Source organism: Sporolactobacillus caesalpiniae (genome assembly GCF_040513385.1).
GTDB lineage: Bacteria > Bacillota > Bacilli > Bacillales > Sporolactobacillaceae > Sporolactobacillus.
The window spans coordinates 251972-277872 of the sequence record NZ_JBEVCB010000003.1; the positions used below are offsets into that span (position 1 = coordinate 251972).

At 43.7% G+C, this 25901-nt stretch carries 22 protein-coding genes; 12 read left to right on the forward strand and 10 right to left on the reverse strand.

Annotated elements, in window-relative coordinates; all coding sequences use genetic code 11:
* Positions 1–192: 192 nt before the first annotated feature.
* The 3 genes from pfkB (at position 193) to ptsP (ending at position 5203) form a co-directional block, all read left to right on the forward strand.
* A complete protein-coding gene (pfkB, locus tag ABWW58_RS07190) occupies positions 193–1104 on the forward strand; it encodes a 1-phosphofructokinase (RefSeq protein ID WP_353868478.1) in 912 nt (303 codons plus the stop codon).
* A 111-nt stretch (positions 1105–1215) separates the two neighbouring features.
* Positions 1216–3141, forward strand: coding sequence for a PTS fructose transporter subunit IIABC (locus ABWW58_RS07195; protein WP_353868479.1), 1926 nt, complete (start codon positions 1216–1218; stop codon positions 3139–3141).
* Between the two features lie 343 nt (positions 3142–3484).
* Positions 3485–5203, forward strand: coding sequence for a phosphoenolpyruvate--protein phosphotransferase (gene ptsP, locus ABWW58_RS07200; protein ID WP_353868480.1), 1719 nt, complete (start codon positions 3485–3487; stop codon positions 5201–5203).
* A gap of 83 nt (positions 5204–5286) precedes the next feature.
* Here ptsP and ABWW58_RS07205 read toward each other — a convergent pair whose 3' ends face one another.
* Positions 5287–5496, reverse strand: a complete 210-nt coding sequence (locus tag ABWW58_RS07205) for a hypothetical protein (protein ID WP_353868481.1) — start codon at positions 5494–5496, stop codon at positions 5287–5289.
* 231 nt (positions 5497–5727) lie between these two features.
* Positions 5728–7752 carry a penicillin-binding transpeptidase domain-containing protein gene (locus ABWW58_RS07210; RefSeq protein ID WP_353868482.1) on the reverse strand — a complete coding sequence of 675 codons (2025 nt, stop codon included), beginning with the start codon at positions 7750–7752 and terminating at the stop codon, positions 5728–5730.
* 307 nt (positions 7753–8059) lie between these two features.
* Here ABWW58_RS07210 and ABWW58_RS07215 point away from each other — a divergent pair, with 307 nt between their 5' ends.
* Positions 8060–9625: a bifunctional metallophosphatase/5'-nucleotidase gene (locus ABWW58_RS07215; RefSeq protein ID WP_353868680.1), complete on the forward strand. Its 1566-nt coding sequence runs from the start codon at positions 8060–8062 to the stop codon at positions 9623–9625.
* 51 nt (positions 9626–9676) lie between these two features.
* Complete coding sequence (locus ABWW58_RS07220; protein ID WP_353868483.1) at positions 9677–10399, forward strand: uracil-DNA glycosylase; 723 nt, start codon at positions 9677–9679, stop codon at positions 10397–10399.
* Between the two features lie 18 nt (positions 10400–10417).
* On the opposite strand, the gene ABWW58_RS07225 is transcribed toward ABWW58_RS07220, so the two are convergent.
* A complete protein-coding gene (locus tag ABWW58_RS07225; protein ID WP_353868484.1) occupies positions 10418–11857 on the reverse strand; it encodes a PH domain-containing protein in 1440 nt (479 codons plus the stop codon).
* Positions 11847–12329 carry a PH domain-containing protein gene (locus tag ABWW58_RS07230; protein WP_353868485.1) on the reverse strand — a complete coding sequence of 161 codons (483 nt, stop codon included), beginning with the start codon at positions 12327–12329 and terminating at the stop codon, positions 11847–11849. The genes ABWW58_RS07225 and ABWW58_RS07230 overlap by 11 nt, the downstream gene beginning before the upstream one ends.
* Positions 12330–12568: 239 nt before the next feature.
* Here ABWW58_RS07230 and ABWW58_RS07235 point away from each other — a divergent pair, with 239 nt between their 5' ends.
* Positions 12569–12736, forward strand: coding sequence for a hypothetical protein (locus ABWW58_RS07235; RefSeq protein WP_353868486.1), 168 nt, complete (start codon positions 12569–12571; stop codon positions 12734–12736).
* A gap of 560 nt (positions 12737–13296) precedes the next feature.
* Here the strand turns inward: ABWW58_RS07235 and ABWW58_RS07240 are convergent.
* Complete coding sequence (locus ABWW58_RS07240) at positions 13297–14790, reverse strand: o-succinylbenzoate--CoA ligase (RefSeq protein WP_353868487.1); 1494 nt, start codon at positions 14788–14790, stop codon at positions 13297–13299.
* On the reverse strand, positions 14787–15608 hold the full coding sequence (gene menB / locus ABWW58_RS07245; RefSeq protein WP_353868488.1) for a 1,4-dihydroxy-2-naphthoyl-CoA synthase: 822 nt from the start codon (positions 15606–15608) through the stop codon (positions 14787–14789). The genes ABWW58_RS07240 and menB overlap by 4 nt, the downstream gene beginning before the upstream one ends.
* A 217-nt stretch (positions 15609–15825) precedes the next feature.
* On the opposite strand from menB, the gene truA reads away from it, so the two are divergent.
* Both truA and ABWW58_RS07255 read left to right on the forward strand, forming a co-directional pair.
* Positions 15826–16563, forward strand: a complete 738-nt coding sequence (gene truA, locus ABWW58_RS07250) for a tRNA pseudouridine(38-40) synthase TruA (RefSeq protein ID WP_353868489.1) — start codon at positions 15826–15828, stop codon at positions 16561–16563.
* Positions 16564–16915: 352 nt separating this feature from the next.
* Positions 16916–18211 (forward strand): MFS transporter, encoded by a 1296-nt coding sequence (locus ABWW58_RS07255; protein ID WP_353868490.1) that lies wholly within the window; start codon positions 16916–16918, stop codon positions 18209–18211.
* Between the two features lie 345 nt (positions 18212–18556).
* Here the strand turns inward: ABWW58_RS07255 and ABWW58_RS07260 are convergent, their stop codons facing one another.
* The gene (locus tag ABWW58_RS07260) at positions 18557–19918 is read right to left on the reverse strand and encodes an IS4 family transposase (protein WP_353867754.1); all 1362 of its coding nucleotides are present in this window, start codon (positions 19916–19918) and stop codon (positions 18557–18559) included.
* Between the two features lie 201 nt (positions 19919–20119).
* The gene (locus ABWW58_RS07265; protein WP_353868491.1) at positions 20120–20671 is read right to left on the reverse strand and encodes a hypothetical protein; all 552 of its coding nucleotides are present in this window, start codon (positions 20669–20671) and stop codon (positions 20120–20122) included.
* Positions 20672–20913: 242 nt separating this feature from the next.
* Here ABWW58_RS07265 and ABWW58_RS07270 point away from each other — a divergent pair, with 242 nt between their 5' ends.
* Both ABWW58_RS07270 and ABWW58_RS07275 read left to right on the forward strand, forming a co-directional pair.
* Positions 20914–21417 carry a hypothetical protein gene (locus ABWW58_RS07270; protein WP_353868492.1) on the forward strand — a complete coding sequence of 168 codons (504 nt, stop codon included), beginning with the start codon at positions 20914–20916 and terminating at the stop codon, positions 21415–21417.
* Between the two features lie 24 nt (positions 21418–21441).
* Positions 21442–22068, forward strand: coding sequence for a hypothetical protein (locus ABWW58_RS07275; RefSeq protein ID WP_353868493.1), 627 nt, complete (start codon positions 21442–21444; stop codon positions 22066–22068).
* Positions 22069–22406: 338 nt separating this feature from the next.
* Here ABWW58_RS07275 and ABWW58_RS07280 read toward each other — a convergent pair whose 3' ends face one another.
* The gene (locus ABWW58_RS07280) at positions 22407–24104 is read right to left on the reverse strand and encodes an adenine deaminase C-terminal domain-containing protein (RefSeq protein ID WP_353868494.1); all 1698 of its coding nucleotides are present in this window, start codon (positions 24102–24104) and stop codon (positions 22407–22409) included.
* Between the two features lie 246 nt (positions 24105–24350).
* On the opposite strand from ABWW58_RS07280, the gene ABWW58_RS07285 reads away from it, so the two are divergent.
* Positions 24351–24737, forward strand: a complete 387-nt coding sequence (locus ABWW58_RS07285) for a hypothetical protein (RefSeq protein WP_353868495.1) — start codon at positions 24351–24353, stop codon at positions 24735–24737.
* Positions 24738–24742: 5 nt separating this feature from the next.
* Entirely contained in the window at positions 24743–25051 is a 309-nt protein-coding gene (locus tag ABWW58_RS07290; RefSeq protein ID WP_353868496.1) for a type II toxin-antitoxin system RelE/ParE family toxin, read from the forward strand.
* 277 nt (positions 25052–25328) lie between these two features.
* Here the strand turns inward: ABWW58_RS07290 and ABWW58_RS07295 are convergent, their stop codons facing one another.
* Complete coding sequence (locus ABWW58_RS07295) at positions 25329–25847, reverse strand: GNAT family N-acetyltransferase (RefSeq protein ID WP_353868497.1); 519 nt, start codon at positions 25845–25847, stop codon at positions 25329–25331.
* Between the last annotated feature and the right edge of the window lie 54 nt (positions 25848–25901).

The following is a 25901-nucleotide window of genomic DNA, read 5'->3' on the forward strand; positions in this document are numbered from 1 at the left end:
GCATTCCAGTCACTCTGAAAAGATGCAAGCGATTCCCCGAGAAGATCGTTTTCTCTTTTGTATGGATCTGTGTCAAGCGGCAGACAATACAAAAGATTAGTCGATCACGGTAATGAATCCGCTCTCTATTTGGGTGCTTTAACAAATCACTGATATGATAATTACAAATTCTTATTTAGGAGCTGATCACTCGTGATCTATACATGTACACTGAACCCAGCGATTGACTATTTTCTGCAAGTGGACAATTTCAAGGCTGGCGAGTTGAACCATGTCAAAGCTGACCGGAAAATGCCGGGTGGTAAAGGAATTAATGTCTCTAGAGTTTTGAAACATCTTGGACAGACATCCAAGTGCCTTGGCTTTATCGGTGGTTTCACAGGAGAATTTATTAAAGGAAAGCTAGCTGAAGAGGGCATTGAGGCTGATTTCGTCCCCGTCGATGGTGACACCCGTATTAACGTCAAACTGAAAAGTGATACGGAAACAGAAATTAACGGAGTGGCACCGCAAATTACAGATGAGCAGTTGAATATGCTTTTTACGAAGCTGGAAAAGTTGACAGCAGATGATATCCTTGTTCTCTCAGGAAGCGCTCCGGCTACTTTGCCCGTGACTATCTACAAAGACATGATGGACCACGTGAGCGCGAGCGGGGCTAAGGTCGTTGTTGATACGAGCGGCAAGGCATTCCGCGAGATTGTTGAGGCAAAGCCGTTTCTTGTAAAACCGAATCACCACGAACTCGGTGAGTATTTTGGCGTAACGATCGATAGCTTTGATGAAGTGAAAACATACGGAAAGAAACTTGTTGAAAAAGGGATTGACCATGTCATCGTTTCGATGGGTGGTAAGGGCGCGATCTACATAGACAAGGATGAATATCTGTACGCCCCTCCGGCTAAAGGCGTCTTAAAGAACTCGGTAGGCGCGGGTGATTCGCTTGTCGGCGGGTTTTTATCCGAATATGCGGTAAGCGGCAATTTCCGTAAAGCATTCCAAAAAGGTGCCGCGTCGGGCAGCGCGACGGCTTTCTCTGTAGATCTATGTACAAAAGAAAAAGTTGAAGAGATGTTACCACAGATTGAAATTAGCAATATCTAAATAGAAGATTTCAATGTGGTTGAGGAAGAATGAATGGGAACCGTCAGGACTCCGCCATCTATAAAAAACAACTGGGAAACCTTGGGTAATAAGAGAGGATGGGAAAACATAATGAAAGTGACGGACCTGTTAACGGCAGCTACCGTTAATTTGGATTTAAAAAGCACGTCGAAAAAAGATGTGTTAGATGAACTGGCAGCGACATTGGAAAAAGCCGGCAAGCTGAATGACCTTGCAGGATATCGTGCGGCACTTGATAAGCGTGAAGAACAAAGTACGACGGGTATTGGCGACGGCGTCGCGATCCCGCACTCGAAAACAGCGGCAGTTAAAGAGGCTGCCATTGCCTTCGGACGTTCAAAGGAAGGCGTTGACTTCCAATCCCTGGATGGTCAGCCGGCGCATCTGTTCTTCATGATCGCGGCTACAGACGGCGCAAACGCAACACACCTTGAAGCGTTGTCCACACTGTCGACCTTTTTGATCAAACCGGATTTCCGTGAGAAATTGATGAACGCCGCGACACCGGAAGAAATTGTCGCAGCCTTTGATCAACAAGAAGAAACAAGTGAAAATGTAGCCGCTGAAGAGAAAAAAGCTGCGGAAAGCAACACAGACGGTTATGAAGTCTTGGCTGTAACGGGCTGTCCAACTGGTATTGCTCATACTTATATGGCTGCTGATGCACTGAAGCAAAAAGCGAAAGAAATGGGCGTGTCCATTAAGGTTCAAACGAATGGTTCAACCGGTATCAAAAACAAACTGCAGGCCGATGAAATTGCGAAGGCGAAAGGAATTATTGTTGCGGCGAGTATTAATATTAATGTCGAACCGTTCAATGGCAAGCCGCTCGTTCAAGTGCCGGTTACGGATGGTATTCGCAGACCTGAAGAGTTGATTAACGAGGTCTTGGAAGGAAAGGCACCTGTTTATCAAAGTAATGGAAGCAATTCCAAATCCCAGGCTGCTGCAAACGACGGATCCGGTGAGAAAAAGATCAACATTTATAAGAACTTGATGAACGGTGTTACGTATATGTTGCCATTTGTTGTCGGCGGCGGAATTCTGATTGCCGTGTCATACATGATCGCTTCCATTATGGGCATTGAACTTAGACCGGTTTCTAGTGTAGCTGATGTTCATAGCTTTGCCGAATTACTCAGCTTTATTGGAAGCGGCAATGCCATGTATTTAATGATTCCAATCCTCGCCGGTTTTATTGCGATGAGTATTGCTGATCGCCCCGGCCTCGCTCCAGGTATGGTTGGCGGTTTAATGGCTCTGACAAGCAACGCCGGATTCCTTGGCGGTCTCATTGCCGGATTCCTTGCAGGTTACGCTGTTGAATTGGTCAAATGGGCATTTCAAAAATGGCCGCAATCGCTTGATGGTTTAAAGCCGGTTCTGATTTACCCGGTATTCGGTATCTTCATTACCGGCGCATTGATGTTCTTGATTAACCAGCCGATCAGTGCCTTTGTAGAGATGATGACCCATACGCTTAATGGCATGGGTACAGGAAACCTGGTCTTTCTTGGCCTGATCCTCGGTTGTATGATGGGGATCGATCTTGGTGGTCCGTTCAATAAAATCGCTTTTACATTTGGGATTGCGATGATCAGTGCGGGTAACTTTTATCCGCAGGCAGCCGTAATGGCCGGCGGCATGGTTCCGCCGCTTGGCATGGCACTGGCAACAACACTGTTCCCTTATAAGTTCAATCGCGCACAGAGAGATGCAGGAAAGGTAGCCTACGTACTTGGCGCCGCATTTGTTTCTGAAGGTGCAATTCCGTTTGGCGCTGCCGATCCACTGCGCGTTATGGTGTCCTCGGCAATCGGGTCCGCGCTTGCCGGCGGGTTGGCCCTTTTATTCGGCGTCGGTCTGCGTACGCCGCATGGCGGTATCTTTGTTATCCCGCTTGTCAGCAACGGTAATCCGCTGCTTTACGCACTCGCAATTATTATCGGAACCTTGGTTACGGCCATTCTTTACGGTATTTGGAAAAAGCCGCTTGAGGATAAGAAAAACGCCTGACCAAATTGCTGTTTAAAGAAAGTAAGAATGACAATAAATTATGACAATTAAAGCATAATGATTGTACTCGCTTTCAATTTAAAAAAACTCTTGATATAATAATAACTGTTACGTTTTCCTAACATTTATTGAATGAGGAAAACAGGTCGTTGAAACGACTGTTGCGGAACGTTTGGCTATACGAGCTGTTACGTTAAATGTGATCAGAGGGATGTTCCATCAAAATGATACCCCAATTGAGCGTGTTAACGCAGGTGGGCGAATTCTCTTTAATTACGAGGACGTACAAGCGGTTTAATGATTCGTGGAACTTTTATATCTGAAGGGTTGGGTGAACGAAAGTATGTCAGAAAAAATTACAGGTATTGCTGCTTCTGCAGGTATTGCCATTGCCAAGACTTTCATCCTGAAGAATCCGGATCTGTCTTTCGAAAGAAGCACAGTTGCCGATAAAGAAGCAGAAAAGAAAAAGCTTAACGATGCTCTTGAAATTTCAAAAAAAGAATTGACAACGATTAAAGAAACCGCTGAGAGAGAATTAGGGAAAGACAAGGCTGAAGTATTCGCCGCACATCTGATGTTCCTCAGCGACCCGGAATTTGTCGGTCAAGTTGCTTCCAAAATTGATGATGAAGGATTGAGCGCGGAAGCTGCGCTTGACGATGTATCAAGCTTCTTCATTCAAATGTTTGAAAGTATGACGGATAACGATTATATGAGAGAACGCGCCGCGGATGTTCGCGACGTGTCCAAACGTCTACTGGCTCACTTGCTCGGGGTTTCCTTTACATCCCCTGCGAGCATAACTGAAGAAACGGTAATTATCGCCGAAGATTTGACGCCTTCAGATACAGCTCAATTGAACCGTAAGTACGTTAAAGGCTTCGCAACCGATATTGGCGGACGTACCTCACATTCGGCAATCATGTCCCGCTCGATGGAAATTCCTGCTGTCGTCGGAACAAAAACCGTTATGGCGCAGGCAAAAGAGGGACAACTTGCTATTATTGACGGATTGAACGGCGAAGTCATCCTTGACCCTTCTGAAGCAGAAGTTGCTGAATACAAGGCAAAACAAGCTGCCTATAAAGAGCAACAAGAGGAATGGAAGAAGCTTGTTCATGAAACAACGAAAACAAAGGATGACGCACATGTCATTCTCGGTGCCAACATCGGAAACCCTGGCGATGTTGAGGGCGTTGTGAACAACGGCGGCGAAGCGGTTGGCTTGTACCGTACGGAATTCCTGTACATGGGTCGCGACAAGCTGCCTACGGAAGACGAACAATTTGACGCTTACAAGGAAGTTCTTGAAAAGATGGAGAACAAGCCGGTTGTTATCCGTACGCTCGATATCGGCGGTGACAAGAAGCTCTCTTACCTTCCGCTTCCTGAAGAAATGAACCCATTCCTTGGCTTCCGTGCGATTCGTCTATGTTTGGAACGTCAGGACATCTTCCGCACACAATTACGTGCTTTGCTGAGAGCAAGTTCTTATGGCAAACTGCGGATCATGTTCCCTATGATTGCGACAATCGACGAATTCCGTCAGGCAAAAGCTATTCTCCTTGAAGAAAAAGAGAAGCTCGTTGCCGCGGGAACAAAGGTATCGGATGATCTGCAGGTCGGCATGATGATGGAAATTCCAGCTGCTGCTGTTTCAGCTGATCGTTTCGCTAAGGAAGCTGACTTCTTCAGTATCGGCACAAACGATCTCATTCAATACACGATGGCTGCAGACCGAATGAACGAACATGTATCTTATCTGTATCAGCCATGTAACCCGTCCATTCTTCGCCTTGTCAGCAACATCATTGATGCAGCTCACAAAGAAGGACACTGGGCAGGTATGTGCGGTGAAATGGCCGGCGATGCAACGGCAATCCCGCTGCTGCTCGCACTTGGTCTTGATGAATTCAGCATGAGCGCAACATCAATCTTGCCGGCAAGAAGCCAGCTGCTGAAATTGTCCAAGGAAGACTTGGCAAAACACAAAGAAGCGTTCCTCAACCTAGATACGGCTGAAGAAGTGCTTGACTACGTGAAAACGAAAATGGTCTGATTTCAAAAATAAAGAGAAACCGGACAGGAACCTCGAAAGTGAGGAGCCTGCCCGGTTTTTTTGTTGATAAAAGAAATGGATTTTTATGCAACTGACGTGAGATGCGCAACAACACGTTGCGCAAAAATTACAAGATTAAGGCCCAACCTGCCGGGATAAAGCTCGGGCTCGGCGTCCATTTCCGGATAAGGACGCAGTTTTCCGGGATAGTCCAGGATTTTTCCCGGATTAAAGGCCAAGTTTTCCTGATTAAGTCCCAACCTGCCGGGATAAAGCTCGAGCTCGACGTCCATTTCCGTAGGTTCAGGTATTCCACAGCTAGCCGTTACTTTTTTCGAGTTTGTTTCTTAAACTTTGCGTTTCTGCTTTCCTTCGCCGTTTGTCTTTACAGCGCAACATCATCTGTTGTCATTATGGGCTCTTTCTCCGGTAACTAATTTTATTTTTATTTGCGCACACATAAAGAGGTGTCCCTCAGTCTAATGACTGTTGAGACACCTCATATCGTGTTTCCAATCTATTGATTATTTGTTCAACACTTTCTCAAAAACATTCTTCACTTTCGGCGTGACATAGTGGCTGCCACCATGTTTTTGTGTGTTTTCGACGATCATGGTGACCATCAACCGAGGATCGTCTGTATTGTAAGCGACAAACCATCCGTTTTCGCGTCCGGATTTTCCTTGCTTCTTTTTGAATTCTGGTGTACCGGTTTTACCAGCGATCGTTAAGCCATTTATTTTCGCGTCATGTGCTGTTCCGGCAGGATTGTCGATAACTTGGATCAGATCCTTGTTCAGCAATTGAGCGATATCGGCAGACATGACATTTTTCTTCCAGAAGGTTGGCGGATCATTGGTTTTGATCAGCCTCGGCTTGATCATGCTGCCGTCATTAACGAATGCAGAATAAATCAATGACAAATGCAGCGGATTGACGCTGACCTGGCCCTGACCGTAACCAGAATTGGCAAGAAGCGAATCACTGTCCAGCTTGCCATCGTTTGAAATTGTGGATTTGCGCATCGGATACTGTATCGGAAGTGATTCACCAAAACCAAATTTCTTGGCGTCCGCGGCAAAGGTTGATCCGCCGATCTTGAGCGCAGCCTGAGCGAAGTAGATGTTGTCTGAGCGGAACAAGGCTTCTTCAAGATTTACTTCAGGATCGTGATCAAGGCGAGTGACGTAGTAATCGCCCCACGACTTATTCGCCTGCCACTTTGTCCCTTTAATAGCGATCTGCTGCTGCGGATCAATCGCTTTATGAGTCAACGCGATCGCTGCCGTCAATGGCTTAAATGTGGAACCGGGTGCGGATGCTGATGTAAAACGGTTCATTAACGGCTGCTTCGCGTTATTACTTAGCTTGTTATAAGCGCTTGACGAAATGCCGAGAACAAAGTCATTCGGATTGTAGGCAGGAGCACTGACGAGACCAAGAATATCGCCATTTCTTGGATCAATGGCTACCCCGGTTCCGGCATCCTTCTTGAGCTGGCTATAGAGCGCGTCTTGAACATTTCGGTCAATAGTCAGTTGGATATTCTGACCGTTAACCGGAGCTTTCTTGGCAATTGTTCCGACCTCGGCACCAGCTGAATCAAGTAGGATGATTGAAGCACCGTCGCGTTGACGAAGCTGCTTCTCAAACAGCAGTTCGAGTCCTGTCTTGCCAATGACTGAGTTGGCATTGTAGCCTTCGTTCTGGTGTTTCTTCAAAAGTTCGGCAGTCATTTTTCCAACATATCCGGTTAAATGTGCACTGGCGTTTTTATCGGGGTACACTCTGCTTTCGACATTGGTTTTAACGACACCGGGTAATTGAGTCACTTGCTTTACGAGATCGGTTTTTGTCGCGTCGATTGTCGTAATCGGTACAAGGCTGTCCACCTTAACCCAAGAAGCGGCAAGTGCTTGATCAATCTGTTCTTTGCTGACGCCAAGCAGATCCGTCAACTTATTAATGGTCTGCGCCTTTTCGTTATCGGTACCCATTTTTCCGGGAATGAGATCAATGCGTGCTGCTGAGCCATTTATCGCAAGAGGCTTACCGTTGCGGTCGACAATCTCGCCGCGCGTGCTTGACAATGTGTCGACGCGAACTTTGGAATCGGTTTTCATTCCCGGAAGGATCATTCCCGGTTTCCAGCTGATATACCAATTCTGTTTCTCTTTTCGTTTCTCTTCTTTTAGTTGTACCGATTGGGAGAATTTCACCGGTCCGGCCACTGTATCAAGTGTTGCTTTCAGCTGTACAGTGCCTTCTTTTTTGGCGTTTTCTTTAATGTTCGCTTTTACTTTTCCGGCCTCTATTCCTTCATAGATTCGCTTGTATCGGGAAATAAAATCCGTCTTGCTGACGCTCTTTTGTGATTTCTTTGAGAGAAAACTGTACATTTTGGAAAAATCTTGTTTTTGCCACGCTTTGACATAGTCTTCCATACGGTCCTTTGCTGTCGGCTGATTGCTGCCGCAGGATGAGAGCATGAGGAGTGAGACAAGAAAAAAGATGAAGAGAATGGAAAGCTTGAATTTGCTTCTATTCATATAAAGATACACCTCCATAAGGTCTGGGACGGGGTCAACTAATCACAAATATATTCCAGCATGGCCGATTCCATGCAGGCTGTCCAATGAACAATTCAGTTCTTATTATATAGGATTAGCGGGAAAACTGCTGAACTTCTAAACGATAAATTTTTAAACTATTTGTAAAAAATGAGATTTGAGTTAAAACATAAATTTTATGTGGGAGGTTTGAGTTATGGTTTTAGACACGAGTACTGCATATTTATCCGCCCAAAACCCGCACAGCATGTTAGTATGATAGAGGAATGAGGTGAATGGTGAGACAATGAAACTGGTTATTTTGGAGACAAGCGATGTACATGGAAGTATTTACCCAATTAATTATGCGGATAATAGCCCGAAAGATGTCGGCATGGGAAAAATTGCTACGCTCATCCGCAAAGAGCGCACCGAGAGTCCTTCTATTCTATTAATTGACAATGGCGACATGACACAGGGGACGCCGCTGCTCTATTATTATGCGCGTTTTGATAAGATGCGGCCCAACCCGATGGCGGTCATTGCAAATAAATTGAATTATGATTGTGCTGTGTTTGGCAACCATGAATTTAATTTTGGACGAGATGTGCTCGATCGGGTGGTCACTTCCTCTGACTTCCCATGGCTTGCCGCCAATATTGTCGATGAATCGACAGGTGAACCGTTCTTTGGCAAGCCGTATATCATCAAGAATTTTGACCAGGGATTGCGTGCGGCAGTCTTGGGATTGACGACAAAATATGTGCCAAATTGGGAAAAAGCTGAAAATATTAAAGGGATGCGTTTTGAAGATCCTGTGGATACGGCAAACAAGTGGGTGCCGTTCTTAAGAAATGAAAAAAAAGCAGATGTTGTTATAGTGTCGTACCATGGAGGATTCGGACGTGATCTGGATACCGGCGCGGCGATTGAAGAGCTGAAAGGCGAGAATCAAGCCTATCAGCTCTGTCAGAATGTCACGGGTATTGACGCCCTGCTTACTGGACACCAGCATCGATTAATCTACGGGAAGCCAGTCAATGGGGTACCGGTGATCCAGCCGGGCTGCAACGGTACACATCTCGGCAAGGTGACGCTTGAACTGGAAAAATCCCAGGGAAATTGGCAGATTATAAACAGAAGGACTGAGCTTCTTCCGGTGAATAATGTTGAAACGGATGTCGCGTTGCTTCGAACTGTTGATGGGTATGAAAAAGATGCACAAACTTGGCTTGACCAGCCGCTTGGCGAGATCGAAGGCGATATGCTTGTGCATGATCCGATGAAGGTTCGGACGCAGGATCATCCGCTGATCGAATTTATCAATCGTCTGCAAATGAAAGCCTCAGGCGCGGATATCAGTTCCACCGCTCTTTTCAATAACGAGTCTCCGGGAATGCCGGCTAATGTCACGATGCGAGATATCGTCGCAAACTATATTTATCCGAATACGTTGCGTGTGCTTCGAATCAGCGGACGGGATATGCTGGATGCTCTTGAACGCTCGGCGTCTTATTTCAAAACATATGCCGGCGATTCGATTGAAGTCAGCGATGCGTTTACGAATCCGAAGCCTCAGCATTATAATTATGATATGTGGGAAGGCATTGACTATATTATCGATATTTCGCGTTCGGCAGGACACCGTATTACGAAGTTGGACTATCATGAGGCTCCGGTAAAAATGGACGGACTGTACGATGTGGTGATGAACAATTATCGAGCGGTCGGCGGCGGTGATTATTTCATGTTCTGCAACAAGACGGTCATCAAAGATATTCCAATTGACGTGACAGAGCTGATCGCGAATGAAGTGCTTGAAAAGAAAGTGATCAAAGCGACAGTTGACCATAATTGGAAGATCGTTTATTGAGAAAAAATAGTTGGCGACTGCCATTCATCTAAATGAGAGAGGTGCACGGACTTGGAAAAGCACATTTTGAAAAATGATTGGGATCCTTTGCTGAAGCCGGAATTCGAAAAGGATTATTATCAGAAGCTGCGCGGCTTTCTAAAGGAAGAGTATTCAAGTAAGACCATTTACCCGGATATGTATGATCTTTTTAACGCGCTCAACTACACCCCCTATGAAAAAGTAAAAGTTGTTATTCTCGGCCAGGACCCATACCACGAACCGGGTCAAGCCCATGGTCTCAGCTTTTCTGTCATGCCAGGGGTTCGTCAGCCGCCGTCGCTGCAAAATATTTTCAAAGAATTAAAGGATGACCTTGGCTGTGAGATTCCAAAACACGGATGCTTGATTGAATGGGCGCGTCAAGGCGTATTGCTTCTGAACACGGTTCTTTCCGTTCGGCGCGGCGCCGCGAACTCACATAAAGGCATGGGTTGGGAACAATTTACCGATGCTGTGATCCGCGACCTTAATGATCGCGAGCAGCCGATTGTATTCATTTTGTGGGGCCGGAATGCTCAGGCAAAAGAAGAGCTGATTACGAATAAGCAGCACTTTATTATAAAATCGACGCATCCGAGCCCATTCTCCGCTCGATACGGATTCTTCGGCAGCCACCCGTTTTCACGGACTAATCAGTACTTGGAATCGGTGGGCGAAGCGCCGATCAATTGGCAAGTTTCCATGGAAGAGCCGGACCTTTCATTAGAAAAAGAGAAAAACAGCTCGCGCTAATCGAAGCGCAAGCTGTTTTTATTTCTTACGAAACCATTGAAAGATCTTGTCCGCATCCTGTTCATCGAGCTGACGAATCGTAATGCTTTCCGCAGTAGATGCGCGAATGGTTGCCGCGCATGTGGATAGATTAAGCTTCTTTTGGATACGCGACTGTTTTTTTGCAAACGATTGAATATGGTTTCTTCTCGTAATAGTTGTTGTTTTTGTCAGCCATCGATTAATAACAATGAGCCGCTTGTCCATGAGTGCCCAGCCCTCTGAGCGATTTTTAAACCAGAAATAGGCGAGAATGAACGGCAACGCAATAAGTGTGTACTTGCCCCAATCCAATCGCCAAGTAAGCGTGCAGCATAGGGCAATCCAAAAAAGTGCCGGAAGGATCATGCGATAGAGCGTACCGCGTGTGGGTAACGGGTGGCGTTTGATTGGTCCGGAAAATCTTGGTATCGCTGTTTCGAGAAATGCGGGTAATTCCTTTTTCCTAAGGAGCGGGAAGACGAGTACCGATCCGCCATCACTTTTCTCCAAATCAATACTGCCGCTGCAATCGGCATAGACTGTACACCACCCAAACAATTGTTGCACCCATTGTTCTTTGATACGTATCGCTTGAACACGATCGGTTTTATAGGTTTCGTCACTTGTCTCCCACACACCACGGTGGATGCGCCATTCTCCCTCATGTATGGATAGTTTGAAAAACCCCCATCGAAGCAGTGCACTGACCAAAGAAAAAAGCCAGAGTAGAAGAATAGCCATTCCAATGATGATGACCATTCCGACAAGCGAAGCATGTTCCAGGTAGCTTAATGAGCGTCCTTGGATGCTGTCGGGTATAAAGTCATCTGCTTGCGACCAAAGTCCAAACACTGCCGCAAGCACGACACCGACTTTGGACGTAAGCAGCGAGGCAGCGAGCAGCCGTTTTCCGGAGAGCGCGTAGACCTTTTTTGGTGAGTCATCGACGACCTTTGGAGCTTCAGTAGGGTCTTCTACAGCAAAGATGATCGACTTTTGCGTTTTTCCGCGGCTGACTTCTGCCTTGATTCGTTCCGCTTCCTCAAGTTTAAGCGCGGAGAGAACCATGTCACCTTTGGACGCCTGATCTGCGGTATCGAATTTTAATTGAACCACACCGAGCAGACGAAGCAGCAGATTCGTTTTGATCTGCACCGATTGAATTCGCTGAATGCGAATGTAACGGTCGCTGCGCACGAGAACCCCTGAACGGATATGAAATTGATCATCGATGAACTCATATTTGAACCGCAGCCATTTAAAAAAGTTGAAGACAATAATAACAAGCAGAATGATAAGAGCATAGCCGGCAATTTGGCCGAGATGACGCATCCCCCATGCAAAGCCAAAGCCAAGCGGAACGATGATGCTCCACAGTGTTGAGACGGCATCACTGATTATGGCGAAGAAATGGAGATGCTTGCCGTTAGATTTCATTGACAGGATTCTCCTTAATCAGCTCAGCTATCTGGTCGCGAAGAGCGAGCGCGTCGGACTCTTCCAAAGCCGGAATTTCATGCTCACCTGCCGCCGTTGTAACAGATACGGCAGTCAGGTGGTGCTTGCGCAGCAGCGGTCCTTGGCTGTTCTCTACATTTTGCACGCGCGTAAACGGAATAACGGTTTGGGTAATAATAAAAATCCCGTTTTGTATTAACAGATCCTCTTGTCTGATTTCATAGAAAAAGGTTCGGTAATTAATGCTTGGAAAAATAAATACATAAAGGATCAGTTGGAGAATGTTGAGCGCGGCAAGTGCGCCGGCAATATAGAACAGGAAATGCGGCCAGTCAAAAAATAGAATACTTGTGATGAATCCGCCAATGCCCAGCCAGAAAATGATGTTTGTCATGATTGCTCTTTGGCGCCAGATCGTAAGAATTCGAGGATTGAGTTGTCTTTTTTCCAATAAAGATCACCTTTCATGAATGCTGAGGCAGTGTTTGAGTCCTTTTGGAAGACTCGTGCAACAAGCATTTTTTTCAGTCTAGTAAAAGTATAACATGACTAGATAAATGATCTTAAAAGGGAATAAGCGGAATTAGTGGCGTATTTATGGCATTTAAGAGGGAACTGCTGGAAATAAACCTGTTGTCCATGAAAATCCGATTAATGCGGGTATAGCAGATAATGAAGGGAGGGATCGTCATGGATGCATGTCGCCATTATAATGGCTATCAAAGCAGTGCGGAGATCTGTGTGCATCGTTCAAGCGAGTGGGCAGTAAAAAAAGTCCGCTGCCCAGTATGTCATGCCGAGATAGAAGTCATTGTCCGTGAGAACACAACGGTTAGAGAGACTCCGTCGTCAAAATAAAAAAGGTACACCCTTCTTCTGGGTTACGCAGGAGGTACCTATATAGGCGGTGCGCTGGTTATTCAGCAGGTTAAATATGCCCTGATCCTCCAAAAGTGTTACAAATAGTTTAACGGTGAGTTATCCATAAGTCGATATTTTATACTTTCCTAAACAATAAAAAAACCGGGTAAGCCCGGTCTTTACTTCTAAGACGCGCTGGTTTTCGCATTGCATACAAGACGTACTTTTAAACGAGCAAAATAAGCGGATATTTTCCGGTTATATGCATTCTGGAGCTTGTTTCGCCGGTAAATAAGGGTAATTTTTCCGGTTATGCAAAGCAAAACCTTCCTTTTTCACGTTTTTCGATTCGATAAACGGAATTTCTCCGTCTATTTAAGCTATATTTTCGCTCATTTTCTAATAGGGGTAATTTTTCCGTCTATTTATCAGTTGGGTGCTTACCTGATCGTCCAACCGATAAGTTCAGATTGGGAATTAGCCTCTTATCATCGTACCCAGCGGGGAAAAATAACTTTTCTTTACTCTTGTAAAAAAACCGAGCTTGTCCCCGGTTTTCATTTGACGTTATTCATTTTTTCATAAAACTCGTAAAGCTTGCGCTTGAGCAGCTTGTGTGATGCGTTCTCAGGCAACGACGGCAGAGTTAAAATACGTTTCGGCACTTTGTACGAAGCTAAATGTTCCTTGCAGCTGTTGATTAATTCCATTTCAGAAAAGTTTGCGCCTTCTTTAAGGCTGACGAAAGCAATAGGAACGCGTCCCCATTGCGTATCCGGAATGCCAATGACTCCTGCGCGAGAAATCCCCGCGCAACCATTTAAAACGGATTCGATTTCAGCAGGATAAACATTTTCCCCACCGGAAATGATCAGATCTTTCCGGCGATCCAGTACGAACAGAAAGCCGTCCTCATCAAGATAACCGATATCGCCTGAGTGAAACCATTCACCGTCAAAAGCCTCATGCGTCGCTTCAGGATTATTTAAATAATGGCTGAAGACGGTCGGCCCTTTAATCAAAATTTCTCCAGGCTCATTGGTTGCTGCAGCGGAGATACGAACTTGGAGCGGAAACAGCGGCTGTCCGGCCGAACCTGCTTTTTCAAGCATATAGTCGGGCGGCAAGGTGACCGCTTGCGAGGCAGTTTCGCTCATGCCGTACGTTTGATAGATGGGCATCTCTTGATCGAGACAACGCTGAAGCAGTGACTTGGGCACAGGCCCGCCGCCGAGCAAGATGCAGCGCAATGTTTTTGGATAAGCGTTTTGATCGCCGAGTGTGTCCATCATCCGCTGCAACATGGATGAGACGACGGAGATATGCGTGATACCGCCGTCTATAAGTAACTGATTGACGATCTGCGGATCGAATTTTTCCTGCAAATACACCGGCATACCGTAAATCACACTTTTCATTAAAATGGACAGACCGCTGACGTGGAAAAGCGGCACGCAGCACAGCCACTTGTCATCGGGTGAAAGGCCGAGATTAATTAACGATGCATTCGCATTCCACCAGTGATTCCCATAGGTGAGCACGACGCCTTTCGGATGTCCGGTTGTACCTGATGTGAAGATAATCGTACATGGATTGCCTAATTGGATTTCTTTATCGAAGTCATCCGGCGAAGGTTCGCAGTCTGTCGACTTTTCTGTATGAATGAGCGCGCAGTTGATTCGTCCGATGGCTTGCGATGCTTTTTGTTCAAACTTTTGATCCGCAATCAGCAGTCGGCAGTCGCTGTCCTGAATTTGTCCGGCAAGCTCGTCCACCGATAATCGGGTATTCAGTGGCACCATAACTGCGCCGAGCATCATCAGTGCATGAATCGTGACGGCGCAGGTGAGCGTGTTGCCTTGAAGCGACGCGACATGTTCGTCGGGACGAACGCCTGCTGACCGAAGCGCTGATGCAGCTTGACGGACGCGCGCGAGCAATTGATTGAATGTGAGCTGCTCATCCTTCGTTTCGAATGCGATCCGATTTGGAGTCAGCCGCGCGCGTTGGCTAAGCCACTGCGGCATAGCCGGATTTGTTTCAGAGATCATGGGAACTTAGGAAATCTGCTGAAATCAGGATCGCGTTTCTCCTTAAAGGCGTCGCGTCCTTCTTTCGCTTCGTCAGTCGTGTAATAAAGCAGCGTCGCGTCTCCGCCGAATTGTTGGAGACCCGCGAGTCCGTCCGTATCCGCGTTAAACGACGCTTTGAGAAATCGGAGTGCTGTGGCACTCTTCGACAGCATTTCGCGCGCCCATTTTACGGTTTCTTCTTCAAGCTGGTCGAGCGGCACAACCGTGTTGACAAGCCCCATGTCCAAAGCCTGCTGCGCATTATATTGACGGCACAAGTACCAGATTTCACGCGCTTTCTTGTGACCGACAATGCGCGCTAAGTAGCCTGCGCCGTAGCCTGCGTCAAAGCTGCCGACTTTTGGTCCTGTTTGGCCAATGATTGCGTTATCAGCGGCAATCGTCAAGTCGCACACGACCTGGAGCACATTTCCGCCGCCAATCGCGTAACCGGCAACCATCGCGATGACCGGCTTTGGAATGATTCGAATCAAGTGCTGCAGATCAAGAACATTCAGGCGTGGAATATTATCTTTTCCAACATAACCGCCGTTGCCGCGCACCTTCTGATCGCCGCCGGAGCAGAACGCTTTTGTACCGGCACCGGTAAGGATAATGACGCCGATCGATGCATCATCACGTGCCCAAGCAAATGCGTCAATCATTTCAACAACTGTATTTGGTGTGAACGCATTGCGGACATGCGGTCGATTAATTGTGATTTTTGCAATTCCCTCATAGGTTTCAAAGAGGATATCTTCATAGTCTTTCACTTTTTGCCACTCAATTGAGGACATAAGTTCACCTGGCTTTCTCAGAAATAGGTTAATTTGTCACCGTTTTGACAAAAGTAACATCCATATTGTAGCACAACTCCTAGAGCTTTTCCGATTAAGAAGCTTGCTTAGAAAAGGATTCTAATGGGGAAAAATTGACATGCGTTTGATATTGGGGGACAATGCGGAAGACCGAGCATGAGAGCCGGTTACCATTGAAATCGCAGAGGGAGCAAACATGAACAATTATAAATTAACAATTCAGTACGACGGCGGCCGCTATAAAGGATGGCAGCGGCTGGGTGATGATAAGAATACCATTCAAGGAAAAATTGAACAGTCACTTACGGCGCTCGCCAGTGAACCGGTTGAGATCGTCGGATGCAGCAGAACAGATGCGGGTGTCCACGCACTTGGCCAGATCGCAAATTTCAAAACGAAGAAGCTGCTGACTGAGGAGGAAATTTATACGCATCTGAATCATCAACTGCCTCAGGATATCAGCGTGATTGATGTAGCACGTGTGCCCGAACGTTTTCACGCCCGATATAATGCTAAGGAGAAAACCTATTTATATAAAATTTGGAATGGACCGATCAGCAATCCTTTTATGAGAAAATACAGCACGCATGTGGTTGAAAACTTGGATGTCGCACTGATGAAGCAGGCTGGTCATGACTTCATTGGCACGCATGATTTTACAGCTTACGCGAATGCAAAATCAAAAAAGAAGTCGGCGGTGCGGACAATTTCAGCGATAACGATTGACGCGTATGACGACTTCATCGACATTCGATTAACTGGCGACGGATTTCTCTATAACATGGCGCGGAAAATGGTCGGCACGTTGATCGAGGTCGGACTCGGCACGATTGACGCAGCTGCGATCCCGCAAATTCTGGCGTCAAATGAACGCGTGCAAACAGGCCGCATGGCCGAAGCCTGCGGACTGTATTTGGAAAAGGTTAAGTATTAATCGTCGGAGCGATAATCTGGTTTGACTTGATTTCAATGATTCCTTTTGGCGTAAGGCGAACAAAAGGAAGATGCAGCTCGGTCAGGAAAAATAGGCAGAAGAATGGATCTCATTTGCTGAAATTTATTGACAAATAAAAAAGTAGAATTATAATGTCACTAACCGTTGGGAAAAATCAGTGTTTTTTTTTAAAAAATGGCAATTAAGGTTACTTAGCATTCTACGCAGTGATTATGCTGAGACTATGGCAGGCTTCAAATCTAGTGTAACTTCTTCGAAACCTCCCCACCCGTAATGATCATTGAAAACAGTACCCACGTATGCTGCTTTTCCCAATGAGGAGTGATAAAAATTGCATGAATATCGTTCAAATAAAATTTTTCGAGCATTGCTTAATGCGAATGTTCTTAATGGCATTGGGGACAGTTTATTTAATATTGTATTTATCATCTACGCTGCAACTTTGCCCTATAAAACACTAGCTGTTTCTCTTGCCTCATTTGCAACGGTATTTCCCAGTTTATTGCAACTCTTAACAGGATACTGGGCGGACAAGACTCGGAAAAAAGTGAATAAAATAATAGCAACTCGTGTGATTCAGTGCGGATTGTTTTTGATTCTGGCATTGACATTTACCTTCAATCATCAATCAATCCCATTGCTCCTATTCATACTACTATTATTAATTATTGTTATTTCTGATGTGTTGGGCGAGTATAACAGTGGAGTAGAATTAACTGTTATCAAGCATTCTGTTACCCCGTCTCACATGGATGATGCTGTTTCTTTATCCTCTGCCATGACTGAGATCGTGAGTATCGTTTTTCAAGGACTCGGTGCAGGACTGATTGTATTATTGAATCATAATTATGGGCTGTTCGCATTAATTAACGCGTGCACGTTTTTAGGTGCCGGTTTGATCATACTGAAAAATAGAAAAGCGATCGCTTTTAAAACGGATACAAGTCCCAAGAAAACTGAATCACCTTCCATGCAGACCGAAAAATCGACGCATCATTTCTTTGCAAGCAGCTGGGAAACGTTGAAAGATCTTCGGCATCAGTCGACGATTTTTCCAATTTTAATTCTCTTTTTCTTAGTTAACTCAATCGGCGGCAGCTGTGAGGGACTTATCAGTGTTTCTTTAGCGAATCAATCATTTCTCTGGCTCGGGAACTTCGGTAATACGCTGGCAATTACATTAATCATTTTTTCAGTAGGCATGATCTTGGGAGCTCTTTTAAGCAATGATTTTTTCAAAAATTGGCAGATTACATCTATTTTAAATGTAACACTGTTCAGCCTTGTTATAATGGCGCTGGATTTTACAATTCTAGGCTCTGTTTGGGTTCTATTTATAGCAGCATTTATGGCTGCGTATACCCTTAGTAAAATCAATGTGCGCTTTTCATCCCTGATGATTCAGAAAATCGATGAAAAACATTTGGCTTCTACTGCCGGAGTCATTAATACACTGATGATGGTGGGTGCACCTCTGGGGCAATTTGTTTTTCTCGGTATTGCAAATATCATTAATATTCATGTTTCCTGGTTTTCTTATGGTGTCATTTCCTTAATATTAATTGTAGCTTCAATGTTGGTAACAAATAAATCGAACCAATCGGTTTCCAATGAAAAAACAATTTAAAATCCTCTGAAGCCTGCGGACTGTATTTGGAAAAAATTAACTATTAATTGTTGGAGCGATAATCGCATTCGGGGTTCTGTCTAACAAAAAAATGATCCGCTTCATATGCCATTAGCGGTGGCAATAATTGAAGCGGATCGTTCACTGTAATGCTGCTTTGATTTTGCGTTACATCCGCTCAACGCGGATATTACTTGGTTTCTTGTTAAACCATACGGATGACTAGAAGATCCGTATGGTTTTTTTTGCTTATCCTATTTTCACTTTATGGATTTTGAAAAAAAGATTGCTCAAGAGAATATCATGATTAAATAATCTTGTGGTAAATATTTGATTGATCCTATCTCAACTTTCGCACCCTAATTTGGGCAGATAAACCTTGATATAGTTGGGTAAGCTCTCAATCCATTGTGTCAGTTGACAAGTAACCCATCTTTTGATTGATTTTTTTGTTTTTGTTAGGGCGTCATGAAGAATATCCATGAGCTGCGTCAGTGCTACAGCCCAATCCAGTTCATTCATTTCGTCACAGAGTTCATAAAACATACCACCAAGGGTTCGATTATCTGTACTGCAACGGTTTTGCCAAGACAGGAGAATAAACCTTGTAAAGACAATGGTTGTGTGGCTAATCAGCAGATCGTACGATCTGCCCTGGAACTCTTTTTGAAGCTTAAGAAATGACTTCGTTGCTTTAAAAAATAATTCAATGTCCCATCTCATGCCGTACGTACGAATGATTTCCTGTTCTGTAAGTGTGCAGTCAGTACTTAAGATGGCTAGCCATTCACTTTGTTTATTGCGGTTTTGAACGAACACAACTTTGACCGGGACTCCATTAGCCATTGTGGTACGAATAGAACGTAAAATTTCTTTGTGACTGGTTACGGGCTTCGACAGTCGATACAGCGTTCTTAATCCAACCCATTGAGAGCCTACTCGATAGCGCTGATTCGTTGGTTTCACCATACCAATAACATCGATACCTTGATCGGTCAAAGCCTTGATCAAAGGTTGTTGGGTAAACCAGCTGTCCATCAGAACATAGGATGCATCAATTCCGTTCAACAAGGCCCGTTTAACCATCCCAGGGATTTGTTCAGGAGCTGTTTGTAAAGCTTCGATTCGTCTTTTATAGCCGGAACAACGCTTATCAATCGTCGAATTGATATCATTAATTTTTGCCTTTTCTTTGCTTGAACTAAGGAGTGAAAAATCAATGGGCAGGAACGTTGATCCGTCGGACCATCCTAATGTCAGCATACGAAATCCTTTGTAGTGTCTTCTCCTGGCATGGTCAAAACAATGAGCCAAAAGTTCGACGCGCTTACTGCGGTCGCGATAAAAAGATGAATCATCCAGAATGAGTACTTTAGTGTGGCAGGTGCTCGTCAAACGGCTGACTTTCATAATCGTGAATACGCTTAGTGCCGTCAGGAAGCGGCGCCAGGCAAACTTCGGGTAGTTTAAAAAACGATAAACAGCATCCTTGCCTGGTAATTCATCTGCTTTATTACTCTCCAGTAAACGATACCAATTTCTTTGGGTAAAGATCAGACGAAAAATAAGCTGAAAAAGATAACCACTGGAAAAGCCGAAGGCTTTTTGAATTCCTGCCTGACGTAAATGTTTTAGAATCTTCAACTCATCGAATTTTGCTTTTATTTCTAATGGTAGTTGATTATTTTGACCTTTTTTCGCTATCATATAGAGGGCACCTCTTCTGTTTGGTAGTGTATTTCGTCAAAATCACTATACCAAAAGTTGAGGTGTCTTTCTATTTTGTCAAGAAACATAATGAATAGGCCACAAAGTACGTTATATCAAGGGTTATTTCGGATTTTCACTCTGCGAAAGTTGAGATCCTATTAATACAAATCATGAAGAAACGCAAACATTTCTTATATGTTAATAAATCATTTGTTTTGCCATACTAATGAGCCCTTCTTTTTGAGCTTTTGGATTTTTATCATTCGCATAAGTAATATTGTAATTAATCTTTTTATATTCAAATGAAAGGCTTGTTCCTTGATAATAACCAATAATATTCTTATTTAAAGTGATCTTCTTGTACTTCTTAGTTAAATAAGACGCATTGTAATTATTTGCTGCAATAATTACCCTTTCACTAGCATCTGATGAAAATGCTGAAAATGATGCTAATAAATTTTTTTTATTATGTTTTTGGTCCTCAATGGAATTAGTATCAAATCCTTTTGATTTAAAGGGAAGTTTGTTTGGAAGTACGATAGTAAATGGAAGTGCCTCAAGAGCCGTTTTTGTGTTAGGGGCTTCATAACTTATCGGAAGATTTTTATCCTTATTGACGCTATTTTCTTTTGTCAAATGCGTTATATCTAAAACACCTTTTTTCACAGAAGAACTATCTTTAGAACCAGAACAGCCAACCATGATCAAGCAACATACGACAATCACGTTTAAAATTATTATTTTTTTCATTTTATCCCTCCTCATATCATATTATCATAAATATTCAGCTTAATATTTGAAATCTATTGATTTTTTAAAAATATTAAATTACAATGTATGAATATAAACTTCCACACAATTAGTTTACACCACGATTAATCTTGCATAGTTACTTCTATTTTTTGGCTCCTTCATTTCCATTATTCACAGTTTTCAAACGAGCTTGCTGATTTTAGAATTTATATTTCCATAAATTAAAGGGGTTTTTATTTGTGAAAAAAAAGTTGGCAATCTTTGGTTTAGTATTTTCTCTATTTAGTGGTATTTTCTTAGCCTATACCTATAACGCCCATGCCACTGATACTTATTATGATTACACTTATGGTTCAACAAGTACCGGAAATCACACAGCTAATAATACTACAGGTTGTGCAACGGGAGGAGGGATTTGGGAAATAAATGAATCCGTGGGCTACTATTACAATAGTAGTTACTTACAAACTAAATCTGCAACAATATCTGGTAAAAGTGTAGTTAAAGGTATGCCTTATCTAAGCGATATATATGCTGATAGCAATAGCACAACAGCAAAACATTATGGTAGTGAATATTTTGGTGTTCCAATTAACAATAATACAAAATATACTGTTTCCCTAGGAAATAATCAATTTAAAGGATCTAATCGAAAAGTTGCTATCACTTTTCTCAGTGATAAAACTGCTGCTGTTAATCATTTGGCAACTCGACTACAGAGTCTATTTTATTTTGGAAATTGAGAAAGTTTAAAGGAGTGATACAAGTTGAGAAATATAATCAAATATATCCTATCCATTTTTCTAATTGGATGTTTCGGCTTCATTATTGGAATTGGTATAAACAGTCTCAGTGGCACTAACGCAGAGGCCAAAACAAACGCTCAGCCAAAAGAATCTTCATTAGTCTTTCAGAAAGGCATCGCTGCAATATCTTCAGCACCTGATACTTTCAAAGAACATATTAAATTACCCAAGCAAATACCATTCAATAATTCGTCCAAAATAAATTCTCTTGATTCTGTGAATAGCAAAGATGAGTCTAATAAGGTAAGCATCGAAAGCAATTTTAGAAAAGAAGGGGATGGAAATGTATTTGAAGCTGAATACACAGATAGTCAGGGAATATTTCTCGTAACCATTTATGGTAGTAAGACCGAATTCATTACAGATCCAAACTCACCAATTGCATATTCAAAAAGTATAGTTAATATTTCCAAAGATAGTAACGCTGTATATTTGGATAATGACTATGCCCAGCAATTGTTCTGGACTGACGAGAGTACGGGATACCTGTACAGATTGGCTGTAATAAAAGATACAAGCGATCGTAATGAAAAAGTAACGATATCGGATTTTGAAAAAGTGATCGCTAGTTTAACAGAGCTTGAATAGTTATTGAATAACTATTACGAACTAATATTTCTTCTCAAGCCAATTATCATGTGATCCCGATTTGTCTCCATTGAGTGCATGCGACAGCGGTCTTATTATGGATGATTTAGAGCTACGCATTGACTTTGATTGAACACGCTACCTCAAATTGGGAAGGCTCTTTGTTTTCTTCAAGCTAATAGAACTTCAGAAGCAATCGAGCAAAAGTGTTACTAAGAAATAAGTGGTCGGCGTACTTAAAAAGGTCGGAATTGATGCGATCCCGCAAATCTTGGCATCGAATGAGCACGTGCAAACAGGGCGCATAGCCGAAGCCTGCGGACTGTATTTGGAGAAAATCAATTATTAACGGTTGAGGCAATAATCTCGTTTGATTTGATCTCGATGATTCCTTTTGGTGTGAGACGAACAAAAGGGAGATGCAGCTCGGTCAGGAAAAACAGGCAGAAGAACGGATCGTCAAAGGCGAATCCGTTCTTTTTCATATGCTCGATGAATTGCTCAGCCTCGGAACTTAGTGCATTTATTGGCTTTTTGCTCATGATACCAAGCAGATCAAGATTGATCGAAAATGAACTTGTCTCATCAAACTGCGCGGTGATGCCTTGGAATCCGGCGCGGATCGTTTGATAGGCACGCGCCATCGCCTTTTTGTCGCGCCCGATAATCAGAATATCCTCGGAGGCGCAATAGGTGCTTGCAAGGGCGCGCAGGGAATGCGAAAAGTTCTTGATTCGCGTGCTCAGATGCGCGCCGGTTGTTCGGCAAAGATACGTTAAGTAACACTCATTTTCCGCTAATGTACCCTTCGGATCAAAGGTGTACGGGCGGGTAATCACACTATTTTCAAGCGACAGACCGATGGAGGTCGTCTCCTGCACGGGACATTCATCCGGCAAATGCGCGAGATTCGCTTGATTGAAATAATGTTCGAATGCAAAGCTTGCTGGTTTCGTCACTTTTTCCTCATCACGCACAAGCCATTTTCCTTCGAAGAGCACGCGTGTCGGTTCCGGTTCCTTCAAATCCTCGACAATATTAATGTCCGCAATTCTTCCCGGAGAGATGCTGCCGACGCTGTCATCCATGCGGTAGTATACGGCAGGATTCAGGGTCGCCATGCGATAAGCGTCAGGCATTGAAATTCCGTTTTTCATCGCAAGTTTGATCATCGACGCGTGCGTGGCCTGCTTCAAGAACGGGAGTGACGCACCGTCATTAGTTAACATTAACTTGGACAAATCAAGTCCCGGGTGCTCCGCTAATCCACTCATGATCTCCGGAAGATCAGGACGGATTGACGAATAACGAATCGCCGTGTAGTACCCGAGATTCAGTCGATTGATGACATCACGCGCCGTCATGGATTCGTGGTCAGCCGAAATGCCGGCGGACGCAAATAGGTTTAATGTAGTGACCGACGAGCCGGGCAGGTGGCTTTCCATCCGTTTTCCAGAGTACCTGACTGTGAAAAGCTTCTCATACAAATCAGGAGAACCCAATTTGAACGGCAGCCAGTGGCTGAGCTCGCCTCCCTGCACTACATATGGTTGGTCCAGCCACTTTTCCAGCACGCGGGTTGCGGGGTGATGCTCTTCGAAATAAGCCCACCAAAGCCACGAGTGACGTCCTGTTTGATCCAGTTCTTCAACAAAGGTACGCATTTGTTCCTCGTTTAAATGCCTAGATGCGAAACTATTGTCATTGACCGAAATCATCGTTCCTTTTTCCGTCAGATAAGTGCCTAAAGCGAGCGGGTTATAGAGAAGGAACGGATGAGCATGGGGTTCGATATAGGCGGGCACCATCACCTGGTTCTCTTTTAAATGGTAAATCTCTGTTTTTTCTGAGATCAGCGGTTCATCCGGACCGACATAAGCAATCCGGTCGCCGCTGATCCATACATTTTCTTTTTGAACGATTCCTGAATAGACATGAAGCACAGAGGCATCCGGAAAATACAAGGATGCCGCCTCTTTTTTACGCGCGGTATCAATCAGATGGCGGTGCGCTTCTTCGGTTATTGGTTTCATCATGCTCACATCTCATTCTGACAAGTTGTCTTTATTATACAGAGATGGACGAGACTTTTCATGAAATGGACTATTTTCCAAGTGTAGAAAAATATTTTTCCGAAGGTATAAAGGCAGTTTTGTGGGCTTGTCCGCTCACATTGACTACTACGGTATTTAACGGTTACTCTTTAAATGAACAATAGAGCAATTTAAAAAAATGCAAAGCATAACGTCAATGATGGAATTAGTAAAGGAGGTGCATCAAAAATGGTGGATTCAGTAGAACCAAGACGAGTCAGAATATCGAGCAAGCATCAACTGACGATTCCGTCTGATCTTTTTGCGAAAGCCGGACTTTCCAATGAAGCATTGCTGGAATTTGATCCGATAGGTAAACGAATTATTATTAAGTCCAGTAAGCTGTATGAAGGCTATGATTTCAGCGAAGAACTATTAAGTGATCTTGTTCATCAAGGACTTACAGGACAAGAGCTGATTACAGAATTTTCACGGTTAAAAACCCGGATTCCAAGTGCGTTGAAACAAATGCTTGAAGACAAAACAAATAAAGCAAAAAAGGCGCAGGTCATGACTCCTGACATGTCTTTGGATGAATACTTAGATAAACTTCCTGATGAAGAGGAAGATAACTAAAACCTATGCTAAATGTCAGAATTGAGCCAAAGGCCGGAAGAACACTAAAGAAAATTAAAAAACAGGATAAAAATTTTTATAAGCAAATCAGAGATGCTATCGAAGCGATTCGTCATGATCCATCGGTTGGGGAGTCGAAAAAAGGTGATCTTGTCGGGTATCAATCATTAGATTTGTATAACAAGGGAATTAACTACGAACTTGCCTATCGGCTTGAAGAAGACGAAAACGGGAAACTCGTTGCGAGTATTATGTTCGGCTCGCGAGAAAACTTTTATGAAGAACTGAAACGGTATCTCAGAACAAGAAAATAGAATGCTAAAATGGAATCTTTAACTGAGGAATGAATTTTACTAGCGAACAATAGTTGGCGCTGATGTATCAAAATAAATTTCTACTGGGAATATTTTTTTGCCCTGTAGAGAAGAACTGCCTAGTTGAATTTTCGTGTTCTTCAGTTGAATTTTTCTTCTCTTAGGTTGAACTCTTCAGGCGTTCGATCTAACTTTTTATATAGATTCGATCTAATTTTTCGGGCGTTCGTCCTACTCCTTCTCTTCAGTTTTTTCGGTGGTTCCTGCGCTTTATCCGTCAACTGCTAGTTAAATAATCATCCTTGGTCAGCTCGACGATCTCGTCAGTTGTTCTTTTGAACCCCACTTTATGAAATACTTTCTCGGCGGATACCCTCGTTTTTGGGAAGTCATCGTATACCTTTTCTGCATCTAACTGATTGAATGCCACATCAAGCAGTAAGCGCAAGGCTTCTTCGCGGTACCCAATACCTCTATATTTTGCCTCGATTACTAAACTGACACAGTATGAACGTTGTTCTTCATCGTAGCGCAGTGCGGCATCACCGATAGGCAATCGCGTATTTTTTCGCATGATATACGCGTAATAACGCCCCGATGCTTGGCTGCCCCATCGTGAATACCAGTCTGCCCAATAGTCTTTGCTAAAATCAATACATCCGGTTTTCTGATCATAATTGTCAAGCTGTAGATCGTAGCCTTTGTTGTAGGACATCGTGTTAGGCTGCTCGAGTATTTTTTGCCGATAATCGAGTTCATAAAGTGTAGGACTGTGTAAATACAATTGCTCACTCATCAAATCACCTTACATTAATTAGTTTACTTATTATTGCTTATAACCTGACTTTTG

Excerpts from the sequence above, each read along its gene's own strand:
- truA (WP_353868489.1), top strand. The coding sequence starts at position 15,826 with ATGAACAATTATAAATTAACAATTCAGTACGACGGCGGCCGCTATAAA.
- ptsP (WP_353868480.1), top strand. The coding sequence starts at position 3,485 with ATGTCAGAAAAAATTACAGGTATTGCTGCTTCTGCAGGTATTGCCATT.
- ABWW58_RS07205 (WP_353868481.1), bottom strand. The coding sequence starts at position 5,496 with ATGGACGTCGAGCTCGAGCTTTATCCCGGCAGGTTGGGACTTAATCAG.
- ABWW58_RS07285 (WP_353868495.1), top strand. The coding sequence starts at position 24,351 with ATGGTGGATTCAGTAGAACCAAGACGAGTCAGAATATCGAGCAAGCAT.
- ABWW58_RS07290 (WP_353868496.1), top strand. The coding sequence starts at position 24,743 with ATGCTAAATGTCAGAATTGAGCCAAAGGCCGGAAGAACACTAAAGAAA.
- ABWW58_RS07210 (WP_353868482.1), bottom strand. The coding sequence starts at position 7,752 with ATGAATAGAAGCAAATTCAAGCTTTCCATTCTCTTCATCTTTTTTCTT.
- ABWW58_RS07265 (WP_353868491.1), bottom strand. The coding sequence starts at position 20,671 with ATGAAAAAAATAATAATTTTAAACGTGATTGTCGTATGTTGCTTGATC.
- ABWW58_RS07280 (WP_353868494.1), bottom strand. The coding sequence starts at position 24,104 with ATGATGAAACCAATAACCGAAGAAGCGCACCGCCATCTGATTGATACC.
- ABWW58_RS07195 (WP_353868479.1), top strand. The coding sequence starts at position 1,216 with ATGAAAGTGACGGACCTGTTAACGGCAGCTACCGTTAATTTGGATTTA.
- ABWW58_RS07225 (WP_353868484.1), bottom strand. The coding sequence starts at position 11,857 with ATGAAATCTAACGGCAAGCATCTCCATTTCTTCGCCATAATCAGTGAT.
- ABWW58_RS07235 (WP_353868486.1), top strand. The coding sequence starts at position 12,569 with ATGGATGCATGTCGCCATTATAATGGCTATCAAAGCAGTGCGGAGATC.
- ABWW58_RS07240 (WP_353868487.1), bottom strand. The coding sequence starts at position 14,790 with ATGATCTCTGAAACAAATCCGGCTATGCCGCAGTGGCTTAGCCAACGC.
- ABWW58_RS07295 (WP_353868497.1), bottom strand. The coding sequence starts at position 25,847 with ATGAGTGAGCAATTGTATTTACACAGTCCTACACTTTATGAACTCGAT.
- menB (WP_353868488.1), bottom strand. The coding sequence starts at position 15,608 with ATGTCCTCAATTGAGTGGCAAAAAGTGAAAGACTATGAAGATATCCTC.
- ABWW58_RS07260 (WP_353867754.1), bottom strand. The coding sequence starts at position 19,918 with ATGATAGCGAAAAAAGGTCAAAATAATCAACTACCATTAGAAATAAAA.
- ABWW58_RS07215 (WP_353868680.1), top strand. The coding sequence starts at position 8,060 with ATGAAACTGGTTATTTTGGAGACAAGCGATGTACATGGAAGTATTTAC.